This window comes from Streptomyces sp. NPDC059443 (assembly GCF_042750105.1).
Classification (GTDB): domain Bacteria; phylum Actinomycetota; class Actinomycetes; order Streptomycetales; family Streptomycetaceae; genus Streptomyces.
This window is the reverse complement of record NZ_JBHYVM010000009.1, coordinates 1-17,213: the sequence shown is the minus strand read 5'-3', so window position 1 is coordinate 17,213 and position 17,213 is coordinate 1. Positions and strand designations below refer to the sequence as shown.

Annotated in this window: 13 protein-coding genes; 9 read left to right on the top strand and 4 right to left on the bottom strand. The window is 70.0% G+C overall.

Annotation, left to right across the window (positions count from 1 at the left end):
- Positions 1-76 precede the first annotated feature (76 nt).
- Positions 77-325 carry a DUF397 domain-containing protein gene (locus tag ACFXDJ_RS11200; RefSeq protein ID WP_384652803.1) on the bottom strand — a complete coding sequence of 83 codons (249 nt, stop codon included), beginning with the start codon at positions 323-325 and terminating at the stop codon, positions 77-79.
- 79 nt (positions 326-404) lie between these two features.
- Complete coding sequence (eccCa, locus tag ACFXDJ_RS11195; protein ID WP_384652802.1) at positions 405-4,385, bottom strand: type VII secretion protein EccCa; 3,981 nt, start codon at positions 4,383-4,385, stop codon at positions 405-407.
- A gap of 267 nt (positions 4,386-4,652) precedes the next feature.
- On the opposite strand from eccCa, the gene eccD reads away from it, so the two are divergent.
- From eccD to ACFXDJ_RS11165, 6 genes are all read left to right on the top strand, one after another.
- Positions 4,653-6,158 carry a type VII secretion integral membrane protein EccD gene (gene eccD, locus ACFXDJ_RS11190; protein ID WP_384652800.1) on the top strand — a complete coding sequence of 502 codons (1,506 nt, stop codon included), beginning with the start codon at positions 4,653-4,655 and terminating at the stop codon, positions 6,156-6,158.
- 172 nt (positions 6,159-6,330) lie between these two features.
- Positions 6,331-6,618, top strand: a complete 288-nt coding sequence (rpsO, locus tag ACFXDJ_RS11185) for a 30S ribosomal protein S15 (RefSeq protein ID WP_384652798.1) — start codon at positions 6,331-6,333, stop codon at positions 6,616-6,618.
- A gap of 297 nt (positions 6,619-6,915) precedes the next feature.
- Positions 6,916-9,138 (top strand): polyribonucleotide nucleotidyltransferase, encoded by a 2,223-nt coding sequence (locus ACFXDJ_RS11180; RefSeq protein WP_384652822.1) that lies wholly within the window; start codon positions 6,916-6,918, stop codon positions 9,136-9,138.
- A complete protein-coding gene (locus ACFXDJ_RS11175; RefSeq protein ID WP_384652797.1) occupies positions 9,135-10,514 on the top strand; it encodes a M16 family metallopeptidase in 1,380 nt (459 codons plus the stop codon). Before ACFXDJ_RS11180 ends, ACFXDJ_RS11175 begins: the two co-directional genes overlap by 4 nt.
- A 60-nt stretch (positions 10,515-10,574) precedes the next feature.
- A complete protein-coding gene (gene dapB, locus ACFXDJ_RS11170) occupies positions 10,575-11,327 on the top strand; it encodes a 4-hydroxy-tetrahydrodipicolinate reductase (protein WP_384652794.1) in 753 nt (250 codons plus the stop codon).
- A gap of 23 nt (positions 11,328-11,350) precedes the next feature.
- On the top strand, positions 11,351-11,800 hold the full coding sequence (locus ACFXDJ_RS11165) for a hypothetical protein (RefSeq protein ID WP_384652792.1): 450 nt from the start codon (positions 11,351-11,353) through the stop codon (positions 11,798-11,800).
- A gap of 96 nt (positions 11,801-11,896) precedes the next feature.
- Here the strand turns inward: ACFXDJ_RS11165 and ACFXDJ_RS11160 are convergent, their stop codons facing one another.
- On the bottom strand, positions 11,897-12,457 hold the full coding sequence (locus ACFXDJ_RS11160; RefSeq protein ID WP_384652790.1) for a PH domain-containing protein: 561 nt from the start codon (positions 12,455-12,457) through the stop codon (positions 11,897-11,899).
- Between the two features lie 48 nt (positions 12,458-12,505).
- Entirely contained in the window at positions 12,506-12,742 is a 237-nt protein-coding gene (locus tag ACFXDJ_RS11155; protein WP_384652788.1) for a hypothetical protein, read from the bottom strand.
- Positions 12,743-12,962: 220 nt separating this feature from the next.
- On the opposite strand from ACFXDJ_RS11155, the gene thyX reads away from it, so the two are divergent.
- The 3 genes from thyX (at position 12,963) to ACFXDJ_RS11140 (ending at position 16,603) form a co-directional block, all read left to right on the top strand.
- Positions 12,963-13,703 carry an FAD-dependent thymidylate synthase gene (thyX, locus tag ACFXDJ_RS11150; protein WP_384652786.1) on the top strand — a complete coding sequence of 247 codons (741 nt, stop codon included), beginning with the start codon at positions 12,963-12,965 and terminating at the stop codon, positions 13,701-13,703.
- A gap of 200 nt (positions 13,704-13,903) precedes the next feature.
- Positions 13,904-14,803 (top strand): 4-hydroxy-tetrahydrodipicolinate synthase, encoded by a 900-nt coding sequence (dapA, locus tag ACFXDJ_RS11145; RefSeq protein ID WP_371618185.1) that lies wholly within the window; start codon positions 13,904-13,906, stop codon positions 14,801-14,803.
- A 114-nt stretch (positions 14,804-14,917) separates the two neighbouring features.
- Positions 14,918-16,603: a ribonuclease J gene (locus ACFXDJ_RS11140; protein WP_384652784.1), complete on the top strand. Its 1,686-nt coding sequence runs from the start codon at positions 14,918-14,920 to the stop codon at positions 16,601-16,603.
- The last annotated feature ends 610 nt before the right edge of the window (positions 16,604-17,213 follow it).

Here is a 17,213-nt window from a genome sequence, read left to right as displayed (position 1 = left end):
ACGCGGTACGTGGCACGAGGAAGGGGCGCGCCCACTGCGGGCGCGCCCCTTCCTCGTGCGCGGGGAGTGCTACGGGTTACTCGCGCGGACCCCGGTCGAGGTCGAACTCCCCGTCCCTGGCGCCGAGTACGAACGCGTCCCACTCGGCCTTGGTGTAGCGCAGCACGGTGTCCCGGTCCAGCGAGGACCGCATCGCCACCGCCCCCTCGGGCAGCCGGGCGATCTCGACGCGCTCCTCGTCCGGATCGGTCCCGGGCGGGCCCTCCCACTCGACACCGCTGATGTCGAGCGCGTAGAGCTCGTCCTTCTCCTGCTGAGTGCCCATGTGCGGCCTCTCCTTCGGTGGTGCGGTCCCTGCCGATTATCAGCGCCCGTCCGCCGCGCGCGGGAGGCTTTGACGGAAGCTACATCCCCTGCGTCCGTCCGAGCTGGACCAGCGAGGTCCCGCGCTTGCGCGAGACGAACGAGGCCCGGCCCGGCGGCATCGGACGCGGCCGGGCATTGCCGACCAGGTCGCCCTCGGAGGGATCTCCGGACAGCACCACGCCCTGCGCGCCCAGCTCCTTGATCCGCTGCATGAACGGCTCGTACAGCGCGCGCGAGGCGCCCGCCGAGCTGCGCGCGATGATGAAGCGGACGCCCGTGTCCCGGGCGAACGGCAGGAACTCCACCAGCGGGGCCAGCGGGTTGCCCTGGCTCGTGGCCACCAGGTCGAAGTCGTCGATGATGATGAACACGTCCGGGCCCGTCCACCAGCTCCGGTCGCGGAGCTGCTGCGGGGTGACGTCCTGCGGGGGCTGGCGCCGGGCGAACACCCCGCCCAGCGCCTCCATGTGCATCTGGAGGGAGCTCGCCATCGGCGCGTACTCCAGCATGTGCGACTCCGGCAGTGCCCCGAGCAGGCTGCGCCGGTAGTCGCCGACCACGAGCCGGGCCCGGTCCGGGCTGTAGCGCTCAGAGATCCGCTGGGCGATGAGCCGCAGCAGGTTCGTCTTGCCCGACTCGCTCTCGCCGAACACGAGCAGGAACGGGTCGGTCTCGAAGTCGACGAACACCGGCTCCAGCTCGGTCTCGTCGATGCCGATCGCGATCCCGCGCTCCGGGTACTCCCCGCCCTTGGGCAGCTGGTCGGCGTGGAGCAGCCGCGGCAGCAGCCGTACGCCGGGGGCCGCCTGGCCCGCCCAGTTCTGCTTGACGGCCGCCACGAAGGCGGCCGTGGCCTCCGAGAGGTCCTCCGCCGAGTGCGAGCCGTCGATCCGCGGCAGCGCGCTCAGGAAGTGCAGCTTCTCCGCGACCTGGCCGCGGCCCGGCATCCCCGTCGGGACGTTCGCCGCGACCTTGCGGTCGAACTCCGAGTCCATGACGTCACCGAGGCGCAGCTCCAGCCGGCTGAGCATCTGGTCCTTCAGCGCGGCCCGGACCTCCATGTACCGCGAGACCGTGATCACGACGTGGATGCCGTATCCCAGACCCCGGGCCGCGATGTCCGTGACGATCTGGTCCAGGGCCTCGTACTCATTGCGGAAGCCGCCCCAGCCGTCGATCACCAGGAAGACGTCGCCCCAGGCCTCGCCGGGCAGCTCGCCCGCCGCCCGCCGGCGCCGGTAGGTGCCGATGGAGTCGATGCCGTTCGCACGGAAGAACTCCTCGCGCCGCCGCAGCACGCCGCTGACCTCGGCGACCGTGCGCCGCACCCGCTCCGGGTCCAGCCGGGAGGCGATCCCGCCCACGTGCGGCAGGTCCGCGACGGAGGACAGGCCGCCACCGCCGAAGTCCAGCCCGTAGAACTGCACCTCGCGCGGGGTGTGCGTCAGCGCGAACGAGGTGATCAGCGTCCGCATCAGCGTGGACTTGCCCGACTGCGGACCGCCCACCACCATCATGTGGCCCGCCGCACCCGAGAAGTCCCGGTACAGCACCTCGCGCCGCTGCTCGAACGGCTTGTCGATGAGCCCGAGCGGTACGACGAGCCCGCCCGGCCTGGTGTACCCCTCCGCGTGCAGCCCGCGCTCCGCCGAAGGCGCCAGCGCCGGCAGCAGCTGGTCCAGCGGCGGAGCCTGGTCGAGCGGCGGCAGCCACACCTGGTGCGCCGGCACCCCCTGCCCCTCCAGCCGTCCCACGATCACGTCCAGCACCGTGTCCGCCAGCGCGTCGTCCTGCCCGCCCCGCGCGGCCTCCTCCGCCCGCGCCGTCAGGTACGCCGGGTCCGGGGCCGCGTACACCACCGGCACCGGAGCCGCCGTGAACAGCACCGGGCGCCGCTCCACCGGGAACATCCCGACCGACAGGTCGGGCCCGCCCACCCGGTAGGTGCCCGAGACGTACGCCGCCTTGAAGCGCGTCATCTCGTCCGTACCGAACTTCAGATAGCCCGAACCGGGCACCGACGGCAGGTGATAGGCGTCCGGCACCCCGATCGCGGTCCGCGACTCCGCCGCCGAGAAGGTCCGCAGACCGATCCGGTACGACAGGTACGTGTCCAGACCGCGCAGCTTGCCCTCCTCCAGCCGCTGCGAGGCCAGCAGCAGGTGCACGCCCAGCGACCGGCCGATGCGGCCGATCTGGATGAACATGTCGATGAAGTCCGGCTTGGCCGTCAGCAGTTCGGAGAACTCGTCGATGACCAGCACCAGCGAGGCCAGCGGCTCCAGGGGGGCGCCGGCCGCACGGGCCTTCTCGTAGTCGTGGATGTTCGCGTAGTTGCCCGCCGAGCGCAGCAGCTCCTGGCGGCGCTGCAGTTCGCCGCGGATCGAATCGCCCATGCGGTCCACGAGCGTGAGGTCGTCCGCCAGGTTGGTGATGACCGCCGCGACGTGCGGCATCTGCCCCATCCCGGTGAAGGTCGCACCACCCTTGAAGTCCGCCAGTACGAAGTTCAGCGTCTCCGAGGTGTGCGTGACCGCCAGCCCCAGCACCAGGGTGCGCAGCAGCTCCGACTTGCCCGAACCGGTCGCGCCCACGCACAGCCCGTGCGGGCCCATGCCCTCCTGCGCGGCCTCCTTCAGGTCCAGCATCACCGGGGAGCCGTCCTCGCCGACCCCGATCGGCACGCGCAGCCGCTCACCGGCCGAACGCGGCCGCCAGGTCCGGGCCACGTCCACGGCCGCGGCGTCGCCCAGGTTCAGCAGGTCCGTGAAGTCCAGATTGGCCAGCAGCGGTTCGTCGTCGTCCCCGCCGCCCGTGCGCAGCGGCGCCAGCTGCCGGGCCAGCGCCTCGGCCGCCGGCAGCGACAGGACGTCGGGCACACCCTCGTAGGCCACGCCCGCGCCCGACTCCAGCCGCAGCCGGCCCGGCCGCACCACGACCGACAGGCCGCCGCGCGCCTCGTCCAGATCGCCCGCCACCACCTCGACCACGGTGACGCCCTGCAACCCCTCGGCCGCCGCGAACACCGAGTCCGGCGGCACCAGACCGCCCCGGGAACCGGAGTCCAGTACGAGGATCACGTGGGGCTGGTCCATCACCGGGGACGCCTCCCGGCTGAACCGGGGCCGCCCCTCCAGCCGGGAGCCCAGCAGCCCCTCCAGCTCCACCAGGTCGTCGCAGAACAGCCGCTTCGTACCGGCCCCGTCGATCTGGCCCGGCAGCTGGGTGTGCGGCAGCCACTTCACCCAGTCCCACTCCGGAACCGAGCCCGGCGCGGCCACCACCGCCACCACCAGGTCCTCGGGGGAGTGCAGCGTCGCCAGCTGCGCCACCAGCGCCCGCGCGGTACCCCGCGCCGACTCCGGCTCCCCGGACACCGTCACGTGGTAGAAGGCCCGCAGCGACACCGCCACCGGCAGCCCGTCCAGCGAGGAGTGCACCTTCAGGAAACGCTGCATCGCGCCCGCCGTCAGCGGCTCCAGCTCGTCCACCGGAGCCGTGTCCGGCGCCACCAGCGGGGTCGCGAGGCGCTGCGCGCCCAGCCCCAGCCGCACCTGCCCGAAGTCCGCGTCGCCGACCCGCCGCTCCCACAAGCGCGAACCCTCGGCCACCACCGACCACAACTGCTCGGGCGACGGGTGCAGATACAACTGCGCGTCGCGCTGCGCCCGCGCGGTCCTGCGGACCTGACGACGGGTCTGCGCCAGGTATTTGAGGTAGTCCCGCCGCGTATCGGCCATTTGCCCTTGCGTACCGCGCCGGTGGCGCACCAGCTGGGCGACGAGCATGCCCACCGTCGACACCATCATCAGCACGCCCATGATGCGCATCACGGGAGCGGCGCCCGGCATGAAGAAGAAGACGGCGGACGAGCCCATCCCGAGCATCGGGAGGAGCTGCATCAGCACGCCCTCCTGCTGCCCCCGCGGAAGCTCCGGCGGAGACTCCAGCCGCAGTTCGTCCGAAGGAACTTCGGGCGGCAGGGACCGGGGCGGACGTTTGACGACGATCTGGCTCACCGGAGCATCAATCCCTTGAAAACAGACGGGACGTCGCAACCGGCGCCCTCAAGTCCCGGGCGCGAAGGGGGTCTCCTCCGCAGAGAGGTGATCCTACTTGCCGACAGTCATCCGCACTCCCGGTAGGGTGGCGCGCGCAGCATGCGCATCCGCGAATCGGCCGCGCACCGGTGCACGCCGACGCAACGCCACGCCGATGCAACACCGGCAGGCACCAGCAGCAGGCACCACCAGACACCGACGCACACAGCAACCGGGGGACACCAGGTGAACACCGCCGAGGCGACCGGCTTCCGCAGGGTCACCGTCGTGGCCCCCGACAGCCGCATCGACGTAGCCCTCCCCGAGGACATCGCCGTCGCCGACATCTACCCCGAGCTGCTGCGCCTCACCGGCCAGACCCAGCCCGTCGGCGCCCCCACCGGCTTCCACCTGGTCCTGCGCTCCGGCACCGTCCTCGACGGCGCCCGCACCCTCGCGGCCCAGCAGGTCCTCGACGGTGAGGTGCTCAGCCTGCGCCCCTTCGCCGAGTCCCTGCCGCCCGCCGTCTTCGACGACGTCTCCGACGCCGTCGCCTCCGCCGTGGTCCGCGATCGCCACCGCTGGAGCGACGACATGCTGCGCGGCGCGGGCCTGGCCGGCGCCGCCCTGCTCTTCGTGCTCCTCGGCTTCGTCCTCTGGTACGCCGAGCCGGCCCGCCACGACATGCACGGGCTGCCCGGCATCATCGCCGGCTCCGTCGGCGTGCTCCTGACCGCGGCCGCCGGAGTCCGGGCCCGGGTCTACCGGGACCGCGGCTCCGCCGTCGCGCTGGGCCTCGCGGCCGTCCCCCACCTGCTGATCGCCGGGGTCGGCATCATCGCCCCCGCCGCCGGCCAGGGACCCGGCCGGCTCCAGTTCCTCCTCGGCTGCGTGTGCGTGCTCGTCGCCTCCGTCGCCCTCGTCGCGCTCACCCCCGACGGCGACGCCCCCTTCGTCGCGGCCACCTTCCTCGCCGCCACCGGGACCCTGGCCACCTTCGCCGCCATCACCGCCGACGCCGGCGCGACCTCCGCCGCGGCCGTCTGCGCCCCCGTGGCCGTCGGCCTCGTCGCCTTCCTCCCCGGCCTCTCCGCCCGCTTCGCCCGGCTCCCCATCGGCTACGCGGCCCCGCAGAGCGCCGTGGCCGAGTACGAGACCCCGGACCGCTACGAGACCGAGCCCCACGGTGAGCGCACCGGCCCCGACCAGCACGACTCCGGGGCCCCCCTCGACGCCGAGGCCATCGCCGCCCAGGCCCGCCGGGGCCACGAGATGCTCCTCGGCCTCGTCGGCGGCTGCTCCGCGGTCGCCGTGGGCTCCGCCGCCGTCCTCGGCTTCTCCGACAACACCTGGGCCCGGCTCCTGGCCCTGACCACCGGGCTGGCCATGCTGCTGCGCGCCCGCCTCTTCCGCTACACCTCCCAGGTCGCCTGCACCCTCGTGGCCGGCTTCGCCGCCATCGGCCTGCTCGTCCTGGGCCTCGCGATGCACCCGCCGCAGGCCCTGCTGAAGGCGCTCGCGCTGTACGGAGACCACAGCGGCCTGGAACTCCGTACGATCTGGCTCTCCGCGGCCGTGACCGCCGGCGCGGCCCTCCTCGCCGGAATTGCGCTGGTCATTCCCCGCAAGGGTCTGTCACCCTTCTGGGGGCGGCTGCTCGACCTCACCGAGGCGGCGGTCCTGCTCAGCCTGGTCCCGCTGACCCTGGCCGTGCTCGACGTCTACGCCCGGGTCCGGTCTCTCACCAGCTGAGACGGGGCGGAGCGGCAGCCTGGTACGCTGTGTGACGGCCGTTTGTGTACGCGCCCCCGGATCCCTCTGGAGGCTGCGCTCAGCGGACCCCGCCTCCCGAGTCACGGAAGATCCCCAGAGAATTCGACCTGGGGCACTCGGTGGCAACGAAGACCTATTACGAGGAGTACGCGTGCCGCTCGACGCCGCAGTAAAGAAGCAGCTCATCGCAGAGTTTGGTGCCAAGGAGGGCGACACCGGCTCCCCCGAGGTCCAGGTCGCCATGCTGTCCCGCCGCATCTCGGACCTGACCGAGCACCTGAAGTCCCACAAGCACGACCACCACTCCCGTCGTGGTCTGCTGATCCTGGTCGGCCAGCGTCGCCGCCTGCTGCAGTACCTGGCCAAGAAGGACATCCAGCGCTTCCGCGTTCTGGTCGAGCGCCTCGGCATCCGCCGCGGTGCGGCCGGCGCCAAGTAAGAACGCTGTGGAGGGAGCGGCACCCGCGCTGAGGGGGCCGCTCCCTTTGCTGTACGTGCGCGCCGCGGACGGACGCTTTGTAGTCTGGAAAGCGTGACGTCCCCAGACGCGCACAACTGAAGAGGAGGAGCGCCCTCCCTACGCCGCCGGTCCTCGGTAGTGGCATCCGGAAAGCCCCAGGGGCTTGAGCCCGGATGCTTCGATCGAAGACCGGCCCGCACGCCAGGAGCGCTTCTCCGCAACCGTCGGCCACCACACGGGTGGCGGACGGAGACGACGAAAATGGAGAAAACGCTAGTGGAGAACGAGACCCACTACGCCGAGGCCGTCATTGACAACGGTTCCTTCGGCACCCGCACCATCCGCTTCGAGACGGGCCGTCTGGCCCGCCAGGCCGCCGGCTCCGCCGTTGCCTACCTGGACGACGACACGATGGTGCTTTCCGCCACCACCGCGTCGAAGAAGCCCAAGGACCAGCTCGACTTCTTCCCCCTGACGGTGGACGTCGAGGAGCGGCAGTACGCGGCCGGCAAGATCCCCGGCTCCTTCTTCCGCCGCGAGGGCCGCCCCTCCGAGGACGCGATCCTCACCTGCCGCCTGATCGACCGCCCGCTGCGCCCGTCCTTCAAGAAGGGCCTGCGCAACGAGATCCAGGTCGTCGCCACGATCATGGCGCTCAACCCGGACCACCTGTACGACGTCATCGCGATCAACGCCGCGTCCGCGTCCACCCAGCTGGCCGGCCTGCCCTTCTCCGGCCCGATCGGCGGCGTCCGCGTCGCGCTGATCCGCGGCCAGTGGGTCGCCTTCCCGACGCACACCGAGCTCGAGGACGCCGTCTTCGACATGGTCGTCGCGGGCCGTGCGCTCGAAGACGGCGACGTCGCGATCATGATGGTCGAGGCCGAGGCCACTGAGAAGACCATCGCCCTCGTCAAGGGCGGCGCCGAGGCGCCGACCGAAGAGGTCGTGGCCGCGGGCCTCGAAGCCGCGAAGCCGTTCATCAAGGCCCTGTGCAAGGCCCAGGCCGACCTGGCCGCCAAGGCCGCCAAGCCCGAGGGCGAGTTCCCGGTCTTCCTGGACTACCAGGACGACGTGTACGAGGCCCTCGCGGCCGCCGTCAAGGGCGAGCTCTCCCAGGCGCTGACCATCGCGGGCAAGCAGGACCGCGAGGCCGAGCTGGACCGCGTCAAGGAGATCGCCGCCGAGAAGCTCCTCCCGGCCTTCGAAGGCCGCGAGAAGGAGATCTCCGCCGCGTACCGCAGCCTGACCAAGGCCCTGGTCCGCGAGCGCGTCATCAAGGACAAGGTCCGCATCGACGGCCGCGGGATCACGGACATCCGTACCCTCGCCGCCGAGGTCGAGGCCATCCCGCGCGTGCACGGTTCGGCGCTGTTCGAGCGTGGCGAGACCCAGATCCTGGGCGTCACCACCCTGAACATGCTCCGCATGGAGCAGCAGCTGGACACCCTCTCCCCGGTGACCCGCAAGCGCTACATGCACAACTACAACTTCCCGCCGTACTCGGTCGGCGAGACCGGCCGCGTCGGTTCGCCGAAGCGCCGCGAGATCGGCCACGGCGCGCTCGCCGAGCGCGCGATCGTGCCGGTCCTGCCGACGCGCGAGGAGTTCCCCTACGCGATCCGCCAGGTGTCCGAGGCTCTCGGCTCCAACGGCTCGACGTCCATGGGCTCGGTCTGCGCCTCCACCATGTCGCTGCTGAACGCCGGTGTGCCCCTCAAGGCCCCCGTCGCCGGCATCGCCATGGGTCTGATCTCCCAGGAGATCGACGGCAAGACCCACTACGTCGCCCTCACCGACATCCTCGGTGCGGAGGACGCCTTCGGCGACATGGACTTCAAGGTCGCCGGCACCAAGGAGTTCGTCACCGCGCTCCAGCTGGACACCAAGCTCGACGGCATCCCGGCCTCCGTTCTGGCCGCCGCCCTCAAGCAGGCCCGCGACGCCCGCCTCCACATCCTCGACGTGATGATGGAAGCGATCGACACGCCGGACGAGATGTCCCCCTTCGCCCCCCGGATCATCACCGTCAAGATCCCGGTGGACAAGATCGGTGAGGTCATCGGCCCCAAGGGCAAGATGATCAACCAGATCCAGGAGGACACCGGCGCCGAGATCACGATCGAGGACGACGGCACCATCTACATCGGTGCCTCCGACGGCCCGGCCGCCGAGGCCGCCCGCGCCACGATCAACCAGATCGCCAACCCGACCATGCCGGAGGTCGGCGAGCGCTACCTGGGTACGGTCGTCAAGACCACCACCTTCGGTGCCTTCGTCTCCCTCATGCCCGGCAAGGACGGCCTGCTGCACATCTCGCAGATCCGCAAGCTCGCCGGTGGCAAGCGCGTGGAGAACGTCGAGGACGTGCTCGCGGTCGGCACCAAGGTGCAGGTCGAGATCGCCGAGATCGACTCCCGCGGCAAGCTCTCCCTGGTCCCCGTGATCGACGGCGAAGCCGCCGGCGACGACGCCGACAAGGACGACTCCGACAAGTGACGTCGCGTAGTTCCCGTGTGACGGCCCGCCCCTCCTCCGAGGGGCGGGCCGTCGCCCGTACCCAAACAGTGCTCAAGGGCACCAACGGCATCGGCACCGTCCGGCGCACCGTCCTCCCCGGCGGACTGCGCGTCGTCACGGAAACCCTGCCGTCCGTCCGGTCCGCCACCTTCGGCATCTGGGCCCACGTCGGCTCCCGGGACGAGACGCCTTCGCTGAACGGCGCCACGCACTACCTGGAGCACCTCCTCTTCAAGGGCACCGAGAAGCGCAGCGCCCTCGACATCTCCTCCGCGATCGACGCGGTCGGCGGCGAGATGAACGCCTTCACGGCGAAGGAGTACACCTGCTATTACGCGCGGGTGCTCGACACAGACCTGCCGCTGGCCATCGACATCGTGTGCGACATGCTCACCGGCTCGCTGATCCTCGAATCCGATGTCGACGCCGAGCGCGGCGTCATCCTCGAAGAGATCGCGATGACCGAGGACGACCCGGGCGACATGGTCCACGACCTGTTCGCCCAGACGATGTACGGGGACACCCCGCTCGGGCGCCCCGTCCTCGGCAGCGTCGACACGATCAACGCGCTCACGGCCGACCGGATCCGCCGCTTCTACAAGAAGCACTACGACCCCACCCACCTGGTCGTGGCCGCCGCGGGCAACGTGGACCACAACAAGGTCGTACGGCAGGTCCGCGCGGCCTTCGAGAAGGCCGGATCCCTGACCCGGACCGACGCCGAGCCGATCGGCCCGCGCTCCGGCACCAAGCGGATCCGCACCTCCGGCCGCGTCGAGCTGGTCAACCGCAAGACGGAGCAGGCCCACGTGGTCCTCGGCATGCCGGGCCTGGCCCGCACCGACGAGCGCCGCTGGGCGCTGGGCGTGCTGAACACCGCACTCGGCGGAGGCATGTCCTCCCGCCTCTTCCAGGAGGTCCGCGAGAAGCGCGGCCTGGCCTACAGCGTGTACTCGTACACCTCGGGCTTCGCCGACACCGGCCTCTTCGGCGTCTACGCGGGCTGCCGCCCCAGCCAGGTCCACGACGTACTGCGGATCTGCCGGGACGAGCTCGACAAGGTCGCCGCCGACGGGCTCACCGACGAGGAGATCCGGCGGGCCATCGGCCAGCTGTCCGGCTCCACCGTCCTCGGCCTGGAGGACACCGGTGCGATCATGAACCGCATCGGCAAGAGCGAGCTGTGCTGGGGCGACCAGATGTCGGTCGACGACATGCTGGCCCGGATCGCGGCGGTCACCCCGGACGACGTGCGGTCGGTCGCCCGGGACGTACTGGCCCAGCGTCCGTCGCTCGCGGTGATCGGCCCGCTGAAGGAGAAGCAGGCGGCCCGTCTCGACGAGGCCGTCGCCTAGTTCCACCGGCAGAGTTCCATCAGGACGCGAGTCCGCATTTCATCGAGGGACGTAGTAATCATGAGCAAGCTGCGCGTGGCAGTCCTCGGCGCCCAGGGGCGCATCGGTTCCGAAGCGGTCAAGGCCGTCGAGGCCGCCGAAGACATGGAGCTGGTGGCCGCCCTCGGCCGCGGGGACAAACTGGAGACGCTGGCCGAGGCCGGCGCCCAGGTCGCCGTCGAGCTGACCACCCCCGCCTCGGTGATGGGGAACCTCGACTTCCTCATCCGCCACGGCATCCACGGAGTGGTCGGCACCACCGGCTGGACCGAGGACCGCCTCGCCCAGCTGAACACCTGGCTCGCCGGTTCGCCGACGACCGGTGTGCTCATCGCACCGAACTTCTCCATCGGCGCCGTCCTCACGATGAAGTTCGCCGCCCAGGCCGCCCGGTACTTCGAATCCGTCGAGGTCGTCGAGCTGCACCACCCGAACAAGGTCGACGCCCCCTCCGGCACGGCGACCCGTACGGCGCAGCTCATCGCGGCCGCCCGCGCCGAGGCCGGCCTCGGCGCGCAGCCCGACGCCACCGCCACCGCCCTCGACGGCGCGCGCGGCGCGGACGTCGACGGCGTCCCGGTGCACGCGATCCGGCTCCGGGGCCTGCTGGCCCACCAGGAGGTCCTCCTGGGCGGCGAGGGCGAGACCCTGACCATCCGTCACGACTCCCTGCACCACAGCAGCTTCATGCCGGGCATCCTGCTCGGCGCGCGCCGCGTGACGCAGACCCCGGGCCTCACGTTCGGCCTGGAAAACTTCCTCGAACTCGGCTGACGAGCAGAGCAGACAGCGGAACCATGCGCGCGAAGATCGCTTACTTCATCACGGCCGCCGTCCTGGTCGTGTACTTCGTCCTGGCCGGCAGCCGGGGCCTGATGCTGATCCGGCACGGGACCTGGCTCACCGTCACCTTCGGGCTGGCGGTGCTGATCCTGCCGGTCATCGGCGTCTGGTTCCTCTGGAAGAACACCCAGTTCGTCACCAAGGCCAACCGGCTCGCGACCGAGCTGGAGGCCGAGGGCGGACTCCCCGTGGACGAGCTGGAACGGGACACGTACGGCCGGATCAAGCGGGACTCGGCCGACGAGGTCTTCGCCCGCCGCAGGGCCGAGACCGAGGACGCGCCGGGGGACTGGCGCAACTGGTTCCGCCTCGCCGTGGCCTACCGCGACGCCCGCGACACCCCGCGGGCCCGCCAGGCCATGCAGCGGGCCATCGCCCTGCACGACGGACGGCAGCGCTCATAGGGCGGTGCCCGTGAAAACACGACTGTGCCCGTACGGGAACGAATCCTGTACGGGCACAGTCCTGTGTACGGGCACTGCCGCGCGGGCCGGCGCCGCTCAGGCGGGTACGGCCGTTCGGTACTCCTCGGCCCAGGCCTCGACCGAGCCGGCGGCCCGGTCGAAGGCCTCGGTGCGCGACAGGAAGTCGGCGCTGTGGTCGGTAAGCAGCACCGGCAGCGGCGCGCCACCGCGCGGGGCCGCCGTCAGGGCCTGGCCCTGGACGGTCCTCGGCAGTCCCAGCCACCGCACGGGCTGCTGCACCGTGCGCACTTCGCCGACCTGGCTCCACGGCACCGAGCGGGTCGCGAAGAACCCCACCCGGCGCAGCCCCTTGGGGCTGACCCAGACCCCCGTGCGCAGCAGCCGCAGGGCGGAGCCGATCACGGCGAGCGAGGCGAGCAGGGCGCCCAGGGTGCCGCCCCAGGTGCCCGCGGCGGCGATGATCACCGTGGCGAGCAGCATGAACGATCCCAGCAGGAGCAGCAGCGCGGCGATGGCCACCCGCCAGGGCCCCGGGCGGTAGGGGCGGTGCCAGCGGTCGGGGTCCTCGTAGGGGAGCGTCTCCCCGCTGTCGTGCGCGTCGAATGCGCCGTCGGCCGTCAGGAAGGGCAGGGGCACGGCAGGACCTCACTCACATGCACGTTCGGTTGGGCTGTGCCCGTGAGGCTACCGCCCCTCGGCCGCCTCCGACTGCTGCGACTTCGCCGGGGTGACCGGCTGGAGTGCGGGCATGCCGAAGAGCAGCGCACCGACGAGCCCTGCCACCACGGTCAGTCCGACCAGACTACGAGCGGCGAGCTGGGTCTTGCTCAGACTCTCGCGCGGCGGCGGAGTGACGTTGCTGCGGAATCGGTCGGCCTCGGCGACGAAGGCGAACGGGACGGGTTCGCGCCGGCGGAACATGGGGCGGTCTCCTCACGATGGGGATGGCTTGCGCGTTCTCCTACGTAGGACGCACAAGAGCCCCGATCGGTGCCGGATTTCGGGACATTAACCAAATTTTATGGCACTGCGTCAGATCGGGCAGCCGCAGCTCCGGGCCGCCCGGCTCTGCGCGGAACGTCCGGCGGACCGCCGTAGAGTGGTCGCGGCCCCAAGTGAGACCCGTTCGGAAGGACCCCCGGTGAGCGAGACCGCCGCTTCAGATCTGAAACCCAGCTACCGCAGCGATGTGACGGTGGAGCTGGTGAAGCACTCCGCCGCCGACTCCGACGTGCTGTGGGCGGCCCGCGTCTCCACGGCGGGCGAGCAGTCCCTGGAAGAGCTGCAGAAGGACCCGGAGCGCTCCAAGGGCCTCATCAACTACCTGATGCGGGACCGCCACGGCAGCCCCTTCGAGCACAACTCGATGACCTTCTTCATCAGCGCCCCGATCTTCGTGTTCCGCGAGTTCATGCGGCACCGCGTGGGCTGGTCCTACAACGAGGAATCGGGCCGCTACAGGGAGCTGGAGCCGGTCTTCTACGTTCCCGACGCCGAGCGCAAGCTGGTCCAGGAGGGCCGTCCCGGCAAGTACGTCTTCGTCGAAGGCACCCAGGCCCAGCAGGAGCTGACGGGCCGGGTCATGGAGGACTCGTACGTCCAGGCCTACGAGGCCTACCAGGAGATGCTGGCGGCGGGCGTGGCCCGCGAGGTCGCCCGTGCGGTCCTGCCGGTCGGCCTCTTCTCCTCGATGTACGCCACCTGCAACGCGCGCTCGCTCATGCACTTCCTCGGCCTGCGCACCCAGCACGAGCTGGCGGCGGTCCCGTCCTTCCCGCAGCGGGAGATCGAGATGGTCGGCGAGAAGATGGAGCAGCACTGGGCGGCCCTCATGCCGCTCACGTACGCGGCCTTCAACGCCAACGGCCGCGTTGCCCCGTAAGGCCGGATCGGGCCCCGTCCGTACAGATGTGCGGATCAAGTCCGAAGTGTCCGTATTGCGGCGTTTGGTAAAGTTCATCTAGGCTGATCAAACGGACCCGGCACTGCTTGAACCCCCGAGCAGGCAGTGCCGGGCTCCAACACCCTCATCACGTCCCCCGAGGGGACACCGCGAGCGTGGCAGCGAGTAGCGTGTTACCCATGGCTCCGATCTCGACTCCGCAGACCCCCTTCGGGCGGGTCCTCACCGCCATGATCACGCCGTTTACGGCGGATGGCGCACTTGACCTCGACGGCGCGCAGCGTCTCGCCGTCCACTTGGTGGACGCAGGCAACGACGGCCTGATCATCAACGGCACCACCGGTGAGTCTCCGACCACCACCGACGCGGAGAAAAACGACCTCGTACGAGCCGTACTCGAAGCGGTCGGTGACCGGGCCCACGTGGTCGCCGGCATCGGCACGAACGACACCCGCCACACGCTCGAGCTCGCCCGCCAGGCCGAGCGCACCGGCGCACACGGCCTGCTCGCGGTCACCCCGTACTACAGCAAGCCGCCGCAGGAGGGCCTCTTCCGGCACTTCACCGCGATCGCCGACGCCACCGAGCTGCCGGTCATGCTCTACGACATCCCCGGCCGCAGCGGTGTCCCGATCAACACCGAGACCCTGGTCCGGCTGGCCGAGCATCCCCGTATCGTGGCCAACAAGGACGCCAAGGGCGACCTCGGCCGCGCCAGCTGGGCCATCGCCCAGAGCGGCCTGGCCTGGTACTCGGGCGACGACATGCTGAACCTGCCGCTCCTGTCGGTCGGCGCGGTCGGCTTCGTCTCCGTGGTCGGCCACGTGGTCAGCCCCGAGCTCCGCACGATGCTCGAGGCGTACCTGGGCGGCGACGTCCAGAAGGCCACCGAGATCCACCAGAAGCTGCTCCCCGTTTTCACCGGCATGTTCCGCACCCAGGGTGTGATCACCACCAAGGGCGCGCTGAACCTGCAAGGTCTGCCCGCGGGCCCGCTGAGGCTCCCGCTGGTCGAGCTGACCGCCGAAGAGACGGCGCAGCTCAAGATCGATCTTGCCGCCGGCGGGGTACAGCTCTGACATCAGACTTCACAACTGAATAAGCGGCACCACACAAGACAACAGCAAGTGCACGAATGACACGCTCGCCACGTCCCTGAGGGGTACGTGGCGGGCGTGGTGAAGGAGAACCTTTTGAGCCATCCGCATCCTGAACTCGGTCCGCCGCCGAAGCTCCCCAAGGGCGGCCTCCGGGTCACCCCTCTGGGTGGTCTCGGTGAGATCGGCCGCAACATGACCGTCTTCGAGTTCGACGGCCGTCTGCTGATCGTCGACTGCGGCGTCCTCTTCCCCGAAGAGGAGCAGCCGGGCATCGACCTGATCCTGCCGGACTTCTCGTCCATCCGGGATCGCCTCGACGACATCGAGGGCATCGTCCTCACGCACGGCCACGAGGACCACATCGGCGCCGTCCCCTACCTCCTCCGGGAGAAGCCGGACATCCCGCTGATCGGCTCCAAGCTGACGCTGGCCCTCATCGAGGCGAAGCTCCAGGAGCACCGCATCCGCCCCTACACCCTTGAGGTGAAGGAGGGCGAGCGCGAGAACCTGGGCCCCTTCGACTGCGAGTTCATCGCGGTCAACCACTCCATCCCGGACGCGCTGGCCGTGGCCATCCGCACCGGCGCGGGCATGGTCGTCTGCACCGGCGACTTCAAGATGGACCAGCTGCCGCTGGACAACCGCCTCACCGACCTCCACGCCTTCGCGCGCCTGAGCGAAGAGGGCATCGACCTCCTCCTCTCGGACTCCACGAACGCCGAGGTCCCGGGCTTCGTCCCGCCCGAGCGCGAGATCTCCAACGTCCTGCGCACGGTTTTCGCCAACGCCAACAACCGGATCATCGTGGCGAGCTTCGCCAGCCACGTGCACCGGATCCAGCAGATCCTCGACGCCGCCCACGAGTACGGCCGCAGGGTCGCCTTCGTCGGCCGCTCGATGGTCCGCAACATGGGCATCGCCCGTGACCTGGGCTACCTGAAGGTCCCGGCCGGCCTCGTCGTGGACGTCAAGACCCTCGACGACCTGCCGCCCCACGAGGTCGTCCTGGTCTGCACGGGTTCCCAGGGCGAGCCGATGGCGGCCCTGTCCCGCATGGCGAACCGCGACCACCAGATCCGGATCGTCCCCGGCGACACGGTCATCCTGGCGTCGTCCCTCATCCCGGGCAACGAGAACGCGGTCTACCGCGTGATCAACGGCCTGACCCGCTGGGGCGCCAACGTCGTGCACAAGGGCAACGCCAAGGTGCACGTCTCCGGCCACGCCTCCGCCGGCGAGCTGCTGTACTTCTACAACATCTGCAAGCCGCGGAACCTCATGCCGGTCCACGGCGAATGGCGCCACCTGCGCGCCAACGCCGAGCTCGGCGCCCTGACGGGCGTACCGAAGGACCGCATCGTCATCGCCGAGGACGGCGTCGTCGTCGACCTCATCGACGGCAAGGCGCGGATCTCCGGCAAGGTCCAGGCCGGCTACGTCTACGTGGACGGCCTCTCGGTCGGCGACGTCACCGAAGCCTCGCTCAAGGACCGCAGGATCCTCGGCGACGAGGGCATCATCTCGGTCTACGTCGTGGTCGACAGCACCACGGGCAAGGTCGTCAGCGGCCCGAACATCCAGGCCCGCGGCTCCGGCATCGAGGACTCCGCCTTCAACGCGGTCCTGCCGAAGATCGAGGAAGCCATCGCCCGCGCCGCGGCCGACGGCGTCGCCGAGCCGCACCAGATCCAGCAGCTCATCCGCCGCACGATGGGCAAGTGGGTCTCGGACGGCTACCGCCGCCGCCCGATGATCCTCCCGGTCGTCGTCGAGGTCTGACCCTCGCCGTAGCGACGTCACTGGAGCGGGGCAACCGGATTTGCATCCGGGGGCCCCGCTCCAGTACGTTTACGTCTCCACCCCGCACGACACCCCGGCACACACGTGTGTCCGGCCATGTCGACGCGGGCGGGTGGGAATCCGGACCAGGGAAACCTGATAAACTCTGGCTCGCCCGAAAGGGAATGGCTCTCCAATGGCCGTCCAATTCAAATCCAGTCGCGATAGCGGCGCGGAAATGATCTGGTAGAGTTGGAATCGCCGGAAAGGGAAACGCGAAAGCGAAGAACTGGAAAGCGAAACCCGCTGACTGGGAATCGGACACGAAAGAGTCTGATAGAGTCGGAGACACAAGAACGAAGGAAGCGCCCGGAGGAAAGCCCGCGAGGGTGAGTACAAAGGAAGCGTCCGTTCCTTGAGAACTCAACAGCGTGCCAAAAATCAACGCCAAAAGTTGATACCCCGTTCACTTCGGTGGATGAGGTTCCTTTGAAAAAGACCTGTGAGGTCGCAGTTTCGGCTGTGATGCTTGCAGGCAATTACACAGCGAGGACGCAGTGGACGGTCGGTCTTATTCCGACATGACTGTCCCGCTCTAAGTGCGTGTGCA